10 protein-coding genes are annotated in these 12,412 nt (G+C 58.2%); 3 read left to right on the top strand and 7 right to left on the bottom strand.

Annotated features, from left to right (window positions below):
- Positions 1-132: 132 nt before the first annotated feature.
- Positions 133-1,260, bottom strand: a complete 1,128-nt coding sequence (gene prfB / locus GS630_RS05180; protein WP_171090621.1) for a peptide chain release factor 2 — start codon at positions 1,258-1,260, stop codon at positions 133-135.
- A gap of 77 nt (positions 1,261-1,337) precedes the next feature.
- Here prfB and GS630_RS05175 point away from each other — a divergent pair, with 77 nt between their 5' ends.
- Positions 1,338-2,168, top strand: coding sequence for an aminoglycoside phosphotransferase family protein (locus GS630_RS05175; protein ID WP_171618806.1), 831 nt, complete (start codon positions 1,338-1,340; stop codon positions 2,166-2,168).
- Here GS630_RS05175 and GS630_RS05170 read toward each other — a convergent pair.
- From GS630_RS05170 to GS630_RS05160, 3 genes are all read right to left on the bottom strand, one after another.
- A complete protein-coding gene (locus GS630_RS05170) occupies positions 2,162-4,651 on the bottom strand; it encodes a PBP1A family penicillin-binding protein (protein ID WP_171179708.1) in 2,490 nt (829 codons plus the stop codon). The genes GS630_RS05175 and GS630_RS05170 overlap by 7 nt on opposite strands.
- 94 nt (positions 4,652-4,745) lie before the next feature.
- Positions 4,746-5,966: an N-acetylmuramoyl-L-alanine amidase gene (locus GS630_RS05165; RefSeq protein ID WP_171179706.1), complete on the bottom strand. Its 1,221-nt coding sequence runs from the start codon at positions 5,964-5,966 to the stop codon at positions 4,746-4,748.
- Between the two features lie 66 nt (positions 5,967-6,032).
- A complete protein-coding gene (locus GS630_RS05160; RefSeq protein WP_171618804.1) occupies positions 6,033-7,196 on the bottom strand; it encodes a pyridoxal phosphate-dependent aminotransferase in 1,164 nt (387 codons plus the stop codon).
- Between GS630_RS05160 and GS630_RS05155 the strand changes: the two genes are divergently transcribed.
- Together GS630_RS05155 and GS630_RS05150 are read left to right on the top strand one after the other, a co-directional pair.
- Positions 7,195-8,577: a M48 family metalloprotease gene (locus GS630_RS05155; protein WP_171179702.1), complete on the top strand. Its 1,383-nt coding sequence runs from the start codon at positions 7,195-7,197 to the stop codon at positions 8,575-8,577. The genes GS630_RS05160 and GS630_RS05155 overlap by 2 nt on opposite strands.
- On the top strand, positions 8,574-9,332 hold the full coding sequence (locus GS630_RS05150) for a DsbA family protein (protein WP_171179700.1): 759 nt from the start codon (positions 8,574-8,576) through the stop codon (positions 9,330-9,332). Before GS630_RS05155 ends, GS630_RS05150 begins: the two co-directional genes overlap by 4 nt.
- 115 nt (positions 9,333-9,447) lie before the next feature.
- On the opposite strand, the gene GS630_RS05145 is transcribed toward GS630_RS05150, so the two are convergent.
- The 3 genes from GS630_RS05145 to GS630_RS05135 all read right to left on the bottom strand — a co-directional run bounded on the left by GS630_RS05145 (position 9,448) and on the right by GS630_RS05135 (position 12,325).
- A complete protein-coding gene (locus GS630_RS05145) occupies positions 9,448-9,864 on the bottom strand; it encodes a VOC family protein (protein WP_171179698.1) in 417 nt (138 codons plus the stop codon).
- A 62-nt stretch (positions 9,865-9,926) separates the two neighbouring features.
- The gene (gene ispG, locus GS630_RS05140) at positions 9,927-11,048 is read right to left on the bottom strand and encodes a flavodoxin-dependent (E)-4-hydroxy-3-methylbut-2-enyl-diphosphate synthase (RefSeq protein ID WP_171179696.1); all 1,122 of its coding nucleotides are present in this window, start codon (positions 11,046-11,048) and stop codon (positions 9,927-9,929) included.
- 71 nt (positions 11,049-11,119) lie between these two features.
- Positions 11,120-12,325, bottom strand: a complete 1,206-nt coding sequence (locus GS630_RS05135) for a helix-turn-helix domain-containing protein (protein WP_171179694.1) — start codon at positions 12,323-12,325, stop codon at positions 11,120-11,122.
- Positions 12,326-12,412 lie beyond the last annotated feature (87 nt).

Raw genomic sequence — 12,412 nt, 5'->3', positions numbered from 1 at the left:
TTCAGAAAAAGAATCAAAATCTTCAGCTGCCGCACAACAGTTGTGCTGCAAAGAAGAAAGACCAATCATGTAATCAGGATACGCCGCCAGTACCTTTTCAGCACGTTCAGAAAAGCGATCTGGCTATGCACCTTAGCTGTCGCCCTGCGCCTCGGACCGGCTTTTGCCTGCAACGTTCAGAGCCAGAGTCGCCGCCATGAACCCGTCCAGATCACCATCCAACACGCCCTTGGTATCCGAAGTTTCGTGGTTGGTGCGCAGATCCTTCACCATCTGGTACGGCTGCAAGACGTAGGACCGGATCTGGTTACCCCAGCCTGCATCGCCTTTGGCCTCATGCGCGGCGTTGATATCCGCGTTCCGACGGTCCAGTTCCTGTTGATACAAGCGCGATTTCAGGGCCTTCATGGCAATGTCACGGTTCTGGTGCTGCGACTTCTCTGATGAAGTCACCACAATCCCGGTTGGAATATGCGTGATCCGTACCGCCGAGTCCGTGGTGTTGACGTGCTGACCACCTGCGCCGGAGGACCGGTAGGTGTCGATGCGGATGTCGGCCGGGTTCACCTCGATCTCGATATTGTCGTCCACCACTGGATAGACCCAGACCGAGCTGAATGAGGTATGGCGCTTCGCCGCCGAGTCAAAAGGCGAAATCCGCACAAGCCGGTGTACACCGCTTTCCGATTTCAGCCAGCCATAGGCGTTGTGGCCCGAAATCTTGTAAGCGGCAGATTTAATGCCCGCCTCTTCGCCTGCGGTCTCGGATTGAAGCTCGACCGTATAGCCCTTTTTCTCGGCCCAGCGAACGTACATCCGCGCCAGCATCGAAGCCCAGTCACAACTTTCGGTTCCACCCGCGCCCGAGTTGATTTCAAGGAACGTGTCGTTGCTGTCGGCCTCACCGTCCAGCAGCGCTTCAAGCTCTTTCTTGGCGGCTTTGCCCTGTAGTGCTTTGATCGCAGCTTCGGCGTCCTGCACGACCTCTTCATCCTCTTCCATCTCACCCAATTCGATCAGCTCGATATTGTCGCTGAGATCGGTCTTGATGGTTTCATAGGTCTCGATGGCGTCGACCAGCATCTGCCGTTCGCGCATCAGCTTCTGCGCGTTCTCGGGGTTGTCCCACAGGTTCGGATCTTCGACACGCGCATTGAATTCCTCAAGGCGATGCGGTGCGGTTTCATAGTCCATACGCTGCGCCAGCAGCTCAAGCGACTTTTCGATTTCCGCCACGATGTTCTGGGTTTCAGCGCGCATGGTCTTGTCCCAACTTGCTCAATCAGGCCTGCGTGATAGCAAGAGGTGCGAGACACCACAAGACAGGCCGGACGCGAATGCAAAGCACATGCGACGAGTTTCTGGACTATTGGAACCTGCATCAGCCAGAGCTGGTTGCCGAGACCGGTCAGGTGCGGGTTTGGAAAGTGTTGTCGAAACACGGACCCGCAGCGTTGAAACTCTATCGCAGACCGGATCGCGGCAACGAAGCACCCGGCAGCGCGCTGCTGAATGCGTGGCGAGACCGGGGTGCGGTTCGTATTTTCAACGAAGAACGGAACGCTGTTTTGATGGAGTGGCTGGATGGTCCGTCATTGGGTGACATTGCGCGTTCGGGACGCCCCGATGACACCACTAGATTCCTTGCCGAAACTGCAGCGCGTCTGCATGGAAAACCCACCGTCCGGGTTCAGGGTTTGAGACCCCTGGACCAGGTTTTCACCCCGTTGTTTAACTGCGCTTTTGCGCCAACATGCCCAACCCTTCTGCCCAACGACGTACTGTCCGCCATGGCCATGGGCCGGCATCTGTTGAATAGCCAGCCAGCGTCCGTGCCTCTTCACGGGGATCTTCACCCTGACAATATTATCATGACCGAGACGGGCCCGCGGGTTTTCGATGCCAAAGGGTATGTCGGAGATCCGGCGTTTGAGTTGGCAAATGCATTACGACACCCAAAAGGGATGCCAGATTTGGTGCGTGGTCCTCAGCAGATCGAAACCTGCCTGTCGCTCTACTCCAAGGTGCTGAGAGTACCAAAGGAACGGCTGGCCCAATGGGCCGCCGCCAAATGCGCCTTGTCCATCCACTGGCGATCGGACGGTGCAATCGATAACGATCCGGAAGCAGACCTTTTGAATCTGCTTCTGTGTCTATCTGATCAGTAAAGCCCGCCAGTGCTCAGGTCGCCCTGCGTGGCTTTGGGCCCGACAGTGACCGTCTGACCTGTCGAGGTCTGAACCTGCACGCCTGCGCGCTGCACTTCCTCGAACAAGGGCAGATCCGAACCGATCGCAAAGCCGCCGTCATAGACGCGGTCGATGAAGCCATCGACGCCATCACGGAAGAATTCAGCAACAACATAGTCACCGCTGGCATCGTCAGGCAGCCGTGCGCCGCTGAAACGGTCGATCTTGATGAAATGACCACCTTCCGGCACCTCGAACGGGCCGCCGCCGTATTTCTCGACAGCTTTTTCCATGAAGCTTTGGAACACAGGGCCACACATCGTGCCGCCGTAAGCCCCCCGCCCCATCGGACGCGGTCGGTCGTAGCCGATGTAACAGCCAGCAACGATGTTCGAGGTAAACCCAATAAACCACGCATCCTTGGATTCGTTGGTGGTGCCGGTTTTGCCCGCTGTCGGCACCGGCAAGTTTACATGGCGCGCGGCGGTACCGCGATCCACCACGCCTGTCATCATTGAGGTCAACTGGTAGGCCGTGATCGCATCCATCACCTGTGCGCGGTCCGTCACAAGGGTCGGAGATTCATCAGGGGCCATCCATGTGGAATCGCAATCCAGACACTGGCGGTCGTCGTGGCGATAGATGGTTTTGCCGAACCGGTCCTGAATACGGTCGACCAGAGTGGGTTCGACCCGCTGACCGCCATTGGCAAACATCGCATAGGCCGCCACCATCTTGTAAAGCGTCGTCTCTTCGGATCCCAGCGAGTTGGCAAGGAATGCCCCCATCCGGTCGTAGACGCCAAAGCGTTCCGCATAGCCTGCAACCACCGGCATCGTGACCTCTTGCGCCAGACGGATGGTCATCAGGTTCCGCGACTGCTCGATCCCGGTGCGCAGCGGCGTCGGTCCGTAGAACTTGTTCGACGAGTTCTTGGGACGCCACAGACCCTGTGGCGTGTTCACCTCAATCGGGGCGTCCACAACTATGGTTGCGGGGCTATAGCCACTGTCCAGTGCGGCGGCATAGACGAAAGGTTTGAAAGACGATCCGGGCTGACGCTGCGCCTGCGTGGCGCGGTTGAACACGGTGTCCTGATACGAGAACCCGCCCTGCATCGCCAAAACACGGCCCGAGTTCACATCCATCGCAACAAAGCCGCCCTGCACTTCGGGCACCTGACGGGCAGACCATTGTCCCTCTTCCCCGGCCATCACAAGGATCACGTCGCCGCGTTTGAAGTTTGCTGCAAAATCGCCCTGCATCCATTTGATGTCCGAGCGTGGGATAATGCCATCGGCGGGTCCATTTTCGATCCCGACCGTGAGTTGCTGGTCAGAGACGCCCAAAACCACGGCAGGATACCACCGGGTCGGCAGCACCACATCGCGTGGAATTTCCATGATAGAAAGAGCTTCGCGCCACTGCGCCTCATCCGCCAGCGCTTCTTCCGGGATCACTTCGCCCGTACCGCGCCACCTGCCGCGCGATCGGTCGTATTTCTGCAGCGCCGTGCGCAGAGCTTTGGCAGCTTCGATCTGCATTTCTTCGTCCACAGACGCACGGACCGTAAAGCCGCCGGTAAAGAACTCACCTTCGCCAAAATCCTCGCTCAGCTGGCGACGGATTTCGTCGGTGAAATAGTCACGCGGCGGCAAAGCGGTGCGGAAACTTTCAAAGTCACCGTTCTGCACCGAACGCAGCGGCATCTCGACTTCGGTCTCATAGGTCGCCTGATCGATGTAACCGTTCTGGTTCATCTCGCGCAGCACGTAGTTGCGGCGGGCGAGCAGGCGTTCTTTTTGACGAACCGGGTGGTAATCCGAAGGTGCCTTGGGCATCGCAGCCAGCATCGCGGCCTCATGCGGGGCCAACTCCTGCAAGGTCTTGTTGAAATAGGTCTGCGCCGCAGCGGTCACGCCATAGGAGTTCTGGCCAAGAAAGATTTCGTTCATGTAAAGTTCGAGGATCTGTTCCTTGTCCAAGGTATCCTCAAGCCTTGTGGCGAGGATGATTTCCTTGATCTTGCGTTCAGCTCGGCGGTCGCCTGACAGCAGAAAGTTCTTCATTACCTGCTGCGTGATCGTCGATGCCCCGCGCACGGTTTCGCCCTTGGTGCGCACTGCCTCAACACCGGCTGCAACAATACCGCGCGGATCGTACCCCTGATGGGTGTAAAAGTTTTTGTCTTCGGCCGAGATGAAAGCCTGTTTCACCAGATCGGGGATGTCCTCGGACGGGGTGAACAGGCGTCGTTCCTGCGCGAATTCATCAATCAGCTGCCCTTTGCCCGAATAAATCCGACTGATGGTGGGCGGCTTATACTGGGCCAGAGATTCATGGCTGGGCAGGTCGCGGCCATACATCCAGAACACCGCACCGATTACCAGTGCGACCATAAAGATACCCAAAGTGACGAGGCTGAAAATCGCCCCGAAAAACGAAAGAATGAACCGGATCACGTTACTGCCTTTTTCTCGCGGTGCCGTCTATATAGTGATGCACCGCCTGAGGGTCAAAACACCAAGCGCATTCTAGCCGGTTTGCGCCGCAAGGTCACTGGCCAATCAGGGATTTGCGGATCACATCCTGCTGTCGCCAATCCTCAAGCCCCTGATAAATCCCCAAAGCCATTTTCGACCGCCATTCTGGATCCTTGAGGTTTCTCAGATCTCTAGGACTGGAAAGAAACCCAAGCTCGACCAGAACCGAAGGAATATCTGCGGCTTTAAGCACCGAAAAAGACGCCGTGCGCAGGGGTTTACGGTTCATGGGACCGCCCTGCTGCGTCATACCGTTGGCAATCGATGTGGCGAGGGACAGCGTGCGCGGCTTGGTCTCCTGCCGTGCCAGGTCCAGCAAAACGTCAGCCACTTGATCATCCGAGCCACTGAGGTCGACGCCAGACAGCAGGTCGCCGCGATCATGCCGTTCCGCCAGTTTCGAACTCGCCACGTCCGAGGCATCATCAGACAAAGTATAGACCGCCGCACCATGGGCCTGCCCCTCGGACAGGGAATCGGCATGCAGTGAGATGAACAGGTCTGCACCCGCCCGGTGGGCCAAAGCAATCCGACGCTCAAGCGACACGAACTGATCCTCAACCCGCGTCAGGACCACTTCATATCCGCCGGAACGCAAAAGTACTTCACGCAGCTCGCGTGCGAAGGTCAGCATCAGGGTCTTCTCATCAACCCCACCAACCTCGGCCCCCGGATCTATGCCGCCATGGCCTGGGTCCAGCATGACGCGCAGGGGTCGATCAGAATTGCGGGGTGCTGTTTGCGGCAAGTTGGCAGGTTCTGGCAGATCCCAACCCGGATTGCGTGGCGCACCTGATGTCGCGTTGAATGTGTCGAAATCCGTGCCTTTAAGGTTCAGGGACAACAAAGCCGCGCCCGAGTCTTCTGCGATCGACAACTGCGCTGTCTCGACCGCCATCGGTGCACCCAGTTCCAGCACCAGACGCGACCAGCCCGGAACATAAGCCCCGAACTGAACACCGCTGATGCGATCAGATTGCAGGAAGTCCGAGGAATTCAACCCTGTCCAGTCGACCTCGTTAAAATCCAAAACCATCCGATAAGGATCCTGCAAGGTGAAGATCCGGTACGGCACACCTTGGCTGAGGCCGATATCCACTCGCACGCCAGTGCGCCCGACATCTGTTATGCGGCTCTGGTCCGGCTGAATACGCGCCAGCGCGCTGAACTCCTGCGCAACTGCACCACTCGCCAGCGCCCAAATCAGGGCGATGCAAAAGAAGATCCTGCTCATAGCCTCAAGTTTTCCCGAGATCGTTTGACCCGCAGCCTATACCACTGGCTGCGTTTTGTGAACGCTTCAGGCCTGTTCCCTGATCGCGCCACGCGCGGCCATGAACAGGCGTAAACGCTCAAGACCGTCTTCGATATCAGCCGTGGCCCTTGCGTAAGAGAAACGCAGGGTCGTGTGACCGCGCTGTGGATCGAAGTCGAGACCCGGAGTTACCGCAACGCCCGCCTTTTCAAGAACCTCGGCCGCGAAGGCACGGCTGTCATTGGTCAGGTCAGACACGTCGGCATACACGTAAAACGCGCCATCAGGCGGAGCGATGTTCGCGAACCCGGCCTTGGGCAGCCCGTCCAGCATCAGCGCCCGGTTTCGGCGATAGACGTCCAGATTGGCCTGCAACTCGTCTTCGCAATCCATCGCGGCCAGCGCTGCAACCTGGCTGGCATGGGGGGCGCAGATGAACATGTTCTGGGCAATCCGCTCAACCACACGCACCTGATCTTCTGGCACCACCATCCATCCGACGCGCCAGCCTGTCATCGAGAAATATTTGGAGAATGAGTTGATCACATAACACTCATCCGTCAGCTCCAGCGCGGTGACAGCTTTGGCTTCGTATTCCAGCCCGTGATAGATTTCGTCACTTATGAACGAAGCCCCCTGCCCCTGCGCCGCTTCTATCAGCGCGCCCATGGACGCATGATCCAACATGGTACCGGTTGGGTTCGCGGGCGAGGCCACCATCAGCCCCTTCAGGTCCATTCCCTGAATATCCTCGGCAACAGGCTGCAACCTGTTTTCAGGGGCAGTGGGCAGATCGACGGGCACCAGCCCCAACGCTTTAAGGATCTGTCGGTAGGACGGATAACCGGGCGCGCCGATACCAACCCGGTCCCTGCTGTCGAACAACGCCGTGAAGGTCAGCAGAAACCCGCCTGAGGATCCAGGGGTGATGACCACTCGATCCGGGTTCAAGTCAACATCATACCAATCGCCGTAAAGCCGCGCGATCCGCTGCCTGAGCGCGGGCAACCCCAAAGCCACCGTATAACCCAAAGGGCCTTGCTCCATTGCCTTTGCCAGCGCTTCGTTCGCGCCCTTGGGGGCCCCTGTCCCCGGCTGGCCGACTTCCATGTGGATGATATGGCGTCCGGCCTCTTCCGCTTTGCGCGCGGCCTCCATTACGTCCATCACAATAAACGGATCGACCCCGGACCGGGTTGAGTTTCTCATGCCCATCTCCCATGTTGCAGCCATGGCTTTTGAACGCGTATCCAGGCTGGCGTCAATCCCGGCTCTGATGCTTGCAGCTGTCGTCTGGCTTGCGGCAGTGGTTCAAGCCCATGCGCAAAGCCTGATCCGAGATCCCGACATCGAGCATGGGCTGCGTGAACTGGCATTTCCCATCCTGCGCGCGGCCGGTTTGAATACCAACCGCGTTCAAATCCTGGTCATCAACGACAACACGTTCAACGCCTTTGTCATCGACTACAACGCGATCTACGTGAACTACGGACTGATCCTGAGCGTCGAAAGCCCGGAAATGCTGCAGGCTGTGATCGCGCACGAAGCCGCCCACATCGCGAATGGCCATCTGGCACGGCGGGCCGAAAACCTGAAAGCGGCGCAGCGCAATGCCGGCTTTGGCACCGCTCTGGCCTTGCTGGCTGCTGCTGCGGGTGGTGGTGAAGCAGCCCTTGGTATTGCCGCCGGCACCCAGGGCGCCGCCCTTCGCAGCTTTCTGGGCCACACCCGCGCAGAAGAAGCCTCGGCTGACCGAAGCGCTGCAAGTTATCTGCGATGGGCCCAGATTTCGCCCAGCGGCATGGTCGAACTGCATCGGAAATTCGCCGGTCAGGAGCTGCTGAGCGTTGCCAATCAGGACCCCTATATGCGCTCGCACCCGACAAGCCGCGACCGTCTGCGTGCCGCCGAGGCCTTTCTGGACGAGTTTGGTGACAAGGCTATCCCCAACCCTAGCGCCGATTACTGGTTCGCCCGCGTCAAAGGTAAGCTATCCGCCTTTCTGCGGTCTCCAAGCTGGACTTTGCGGCGCGCCAAAGAAGAGACCGACCGTGACATTCGCCTGATGCGAGAGGCGTCGGCGCATCATCAAAACCGCGATTTGTCCCGCGCTCGCGCCGCCATAGATGAGGCTCTGGCCATTCGCCCGAATGACCCTTACTATTACGAACTCAAGGGGCAAATTCTGTTGGAAAACAGGCAAATAAACAAAGCAGTTCAAGCGTATCAGAGCGCGGTGGAAATGGCCCCGAACAATGCGCTGATCCTTGCAGGATATGGTCGTGCGCTGCTGGCGCAGGGTAACACCGATCAAGCCTTGACCGCGTTGGAAAAGGCCCGATCCCGCGATTTTCGCAATGCGCGCCTGATGCAGGATTTGGGCATTGCCTATGCCAAGGTTGGCAACAACGGAATGGCATCCACCGTGACGGCAGAGCGATATGCGCTGCAAGGACGGCTGGATGATGCCGGAATTCACGCAAAACGGGCTGTGGCCCGCTTGCCCGAAGGCTCGCCGGGTTGGCAAAGGGCACAAGACGTGCTGATTGCGTCAGAACGATTCAAGAAAAGTAAAAGGAAACGGAAATGATCCTCAGACATGCTGCACCTGCCCTTCTGGGGCTTTCCATGGCTGCGACTTCAGCGCAGGCGCTGGATTTGAACGCAATGAGCGATGCCGAAAAGGCCGAATTCGGCGCGCAGGTGCGAGAGTATCTGCTTGAAAACCCCGAAGTGATCATCGAAGCGATCAACATCCTTGAACAGCGAAATGCCGCAGCCGAAGCGCTGGCCGACAAGGAACTGATCGCCGCCAATGAAGAAGAACTGTTCAACGATGGCTACAGCTTTGTGGGCGGCAACCCGGACGGGGATATCACACTGGTCGAATTCATGGATTACCGCTGTGGTTATTGCCGCCGTGCCGTACCCGAGGTAGCCAGCCTGTTGGCCGAAGACGGCAATATCCGCTTGGTGATCAAGGAGTTCCCCATTCTGGGTGACGCGTCTGTCCTGTCCTCGCGCTTTGCCGTCGCCACCAAGCACGTGGCGGGCAATGAAGCCTACAAACAGGTCCATGACGCCCTGCTGGAGTTCACCGGCGAGCCATCAGAAGTGTCTTTGCGCCGCATCTCGGATGGTCTGGGGCTGGACAGCGATGCGATCATCGCCGCAATGGACAGCGACCGCGTGACGGACGAAATCACCCGCACCCGCGCACTGGCGCAGCGGATGCAGATTTCGGGCACGCCGTCCTTTGTTCTGGGCACCGAAATGCTGCGTGGCTTCCTGCCTGCCGATCAGATGCAACAAATCGCGGATGGTGTGCGCGCCGAGCGCGGCTGAACACATGGTGAGGCGGCTTAGCCCGCCTCCTACTATTGCAGAGCTCTTCTTTCTTTCAGATCACGAAGGCTCTGCACAGCATTCGCCCCAGCAAATAGCGTGTGGAACCTCTGATCTAACCGTCCCGACCGGGTTCGCTTGGATTACTGGAAAACAGCGCGATCTTGTTTCCTTGCGGATCGCGCATGTAACCAACATAGAAATTAGCCCCATAGGAGTCGCGAAAGCCCGGCTGGCCTTCGTCGGAACCACCTGCGGCAAGTGCCGCCGCGTGAAGGTCACGAACCTGCTTTTGACTTTGCGCCTCGAACGCAACCATCGTGCCATTCCCTGCCGAGGCCGGATGCCCGTCGAACGGGGATTTCACATAGAATTCCGGCAAAGCTTGAGACTGACCTGGCTGAGATGGAAGAGCGTAGCTTAAGTCGCCGTGATACCATTCCAATTCATATCCTAGGGCTGGCAGGAAAGCAGAATAAAACTGCTCTGCAGCTGCAATGTCGTCCACACCAACGGTGATATAGGCGATCATCCCTTTGCCCTTTCGTGGACATGACATTTAAGACGCGCGGCAAGCGTTGACCGAATAAGCGCCTACTCGGCCGCTTCGGCCTGCGCGTCCAGTTCAGCTGCCTTTTTCTCGACCTGTTCGACAATGTGATCAATCATCTGATCGTTTGACATCTTGTGGCTGGCCTTGCCGGCCAGGTAAACCATGCCAGAGCCTGCGCCGCCGCCGGTAAAGCCCACATCGGTCATCAACGCCTCACCCGGGCCGTTCACGACACAGCCGATAATTGACAGGCTCATCGGTGTCTTGATGTGTTCCAGCCGATGCTCCAAGGCGTCAACGGTCTTGATGACGTCGAACCCCTGACGGGCGCAGGATGGGCACGAGATAATGTTCACGCCGCGATGTCGCAGGCCCAGTGACTTGAGGATTTCGAAACCGACCTTGACCTCTTCCACCGGATCAGCGGACAGGCTGACACGGATCGTGTCGCCTATCCCCATCCACAACAGGTTACCCAAACCGATGGCGGACTTGATGGTGCCGCTGACCAGCCCTCCAGCTTCGGTGATGCCCAGATGAATGGGCGCGTCGGTGGCTTCGGCAATGCCCTGATAAGCAGCAGCAGACAGGAAAACGTCGCTGGCCTTCACGCTGATCTTAAACTCGTGAAAGTCGTTGTCCTGCAGGATGCGAATATGTTCCAGCCCGCTTTCAACCATCGCCTCGGGGCATGGCTCGCCGTATTTCTCAAGCAGATGTTTTTCCAATGACCCCGCGTTGACCCCGATACGGATCGAACAGTTGTGATCGCGTGCGGCCTGAATGACCTCTTTCACGCGGGTTTCATCGCCGATATTGCCCGGATTGATGCGCAGGCAAGCCGCGCCCGCCTCGGCGGCTTCGATGCCACGGCGGTAGTGAAAGTGAATGTCTGCCACGATCGGCACAGGGCTTTCGCGGACGATCTCTTTCAGTGCCTTCGACGACGCCTCATCCGGAACCGAAACGCGCACTATATCCGCGCCAGCCTCGGCTGCGGCCTGAACCTGCGCCACGGTGGCCGCCACATCGGTGGTCAGCGTATTGGTCATGGTCTGTACCGCAATGGGTGCATCACCCCCAACAGGGACGTTGCCGACCATGATTTGACGGGATTTACGACGATAGATGTCGCGCCAAGGGCGTACGTGATTGAGGGACATAAGGACGGATCCGCGTCTGCCAGAGTTGGACCTTTAGATAGTCCGACAACCGGGGCGTCGCAATGGTTAGATCACTCCGCGGGCGTTTCAGTCGCTTCGGTCTGCAGTTCCGCCACCAGTTGCTTTAGAGCGCTGTTCTGCTCGGCCTCAAGATCGGCTACGGCATACGTCTCGGACACTGCGTCTTTCGACAACACGACACCTTTGGCAACCGTACCCGGCGCACCCGCCGGACCGTAATGCTCGCCGTTCATAGAGAAGTAGACCGACCCCGAGGCCCCGGCCCGCAACTGCGGCGGCTCCTCGGTCAGAGGCACTTCAAAAACGCTGCCTTGTTCAACCGTGCCAAGGGTGCCTTCGAAAATGATACTGCCGTCTGCAGCCGTCACACGCATCCATGCCGGGTCAACAGCCACAATTTTAAGCGTCGTATCAATCTGTTCCACGACCTGCGGCAGCGCGGGTCGTTCGACCGTGTGAACCTTGGCCAGTTCAAGCTGCGGCAACTCGGGCGGACGGAAAGTTCCGACCTCACGTGGGTCAAGGGTCGAGATCGGGGCATCACGAGCAACCAGAACCGGCACGTCCAGCGCCTGTGGACGATAAAGACGATCCAACGCCTCGGTACTGGCCACTTCAACCGTATCGTCTGACGCGGCACCACGCACCGCATCCAGTGGATCAAGGTCGGACAGGACCACAGGGGCTTGCTCAACAGGGCTGACCTGCACCTGCTGGATTTTGTTCAAAACAGCCCAGCCGCCATAGCCGATGCCACCAATGACCGCCAGCAACACCAGCGAAGAGCCGATGGCGCGCGGTTCGATCTGACTGACCAGCGGCTCTTTGCCCGGAATATAGGGCGTATTGGGCGAGATGAACGGGTCGCGCCCCATAGGACCGCGCGACGGAAGACCGCCAGTGGATTTGCGGACCACAGATGCCTCGGCCGACATGCCATGGGCCACTTCAAAACCGCTTTCCTGGCAGAAGGTTGCAAAGGTCTCATCCGGGTTCATTCCCAAGTAGCGCGCATATGAGCGCACATACCCGGCTATGAAGCCGGGTGTATCAAACGCATCAGGGTCGGCGTTTTCGATTGCAGCAATGTAGTTGGCTTTGATCCTCAGTTCGCGCTGAACATCCAAAAGAGATTTGCCCATTGTCGCGCGCTCACCGCGCATCTTGTCACCAAGACGAATCTCGTAGTCATCAAACCCTTTTGGTCTGACGTCCACGTCTTCTTCGGACTCGCGCTGTGATCTGCGCCCAATCATCCCTGCTGCCCCATTCTGCCTGTCGCGTATTTCGCGTTAGCGGCGAATCATCCCCACAATGATTCGTCTGCCAATTTTGTTAGCCTA

Origin of the sequence: Ruegeria sp. HKCCD7303 (genome assembly GCF_013111185.1) — a bacterium.
Taxonomy (GTDB): domain Bacteria; phylum Pseudomonadota; class Alphaproteobacteria; order Rhodobacterales; family Rhodobacteraceae; genus Ruegeria.
This window is presented reverse-complemented; position numbering and strand designations above follow the sequence as displayed.

Excerpts from the sequence above, each read along its gene's own strand:
- prfB (WP_171090621.1), bottom strand. The coding sequence starts at position 1,260 with ATGCGCGCTGAAACCCAGAACATCGTGGCGGAAATCGAAAAGTCGCTT.
- GS630_RS05175 (WP_171618806.1), top strand. The coding sequence starts at position 1,338 with ATGCAAAGCACATGCGACGAGTTTCTGGACTATTGGAACCTGCATCAG.
- GS630_RS05165 (WP_171179706.1), bottom strand. The coding sequence starts at position 5,966 with ATGAGCAGGATCTTCTTTTGCATCGCCCTGATTTGGGCGCTGGCGAGT.
- GS630_RS05155 (WP_171179702.1), top strand. The coding sequence starts at position 7,195 with ATGCCCATCTCCCATGTTGCAGCCATGGCTTTTGAACGCGTATCCAGG.
- GS630_RS05160 (WP_171618804.1), bottom strand. The coding sequence starts at position 7,196 with ATGAGAAACTCAACCCGGTCCGGGGTCGATCCGTTTATTGTGATGGAC.
- GS630_RS05150 (WP_171179700.1), top strand. The coding sequence starts at position 8,574 with ATGATCCTCAGACATGCTGCACCTGCCCTTCTGGGGCTTTCCATGGCT.
- GS630_RS05145 (WP_171179698.1), bottom strand. The coding sequence starts at position 9,864 with ATGATCGCCTATATCACCGTTGGTGTGGACGACATTGCAGCTGCAGAG.
- ispG (WP_171179696.1), bottom strand. The coding sequence starts at position 11,048 with ATGTCCCTCAATCACGTACGCCCTTGGCGCGACATCTATCGTCGTAAA.
- GS630_RS05135 (WP_171179694.1), bottom strand. The coding sequence starts at position 12,325 with ATGATTGGGCGCAGATCACAGCGCGAGTCCGAAGAAGACGTGGACGTC.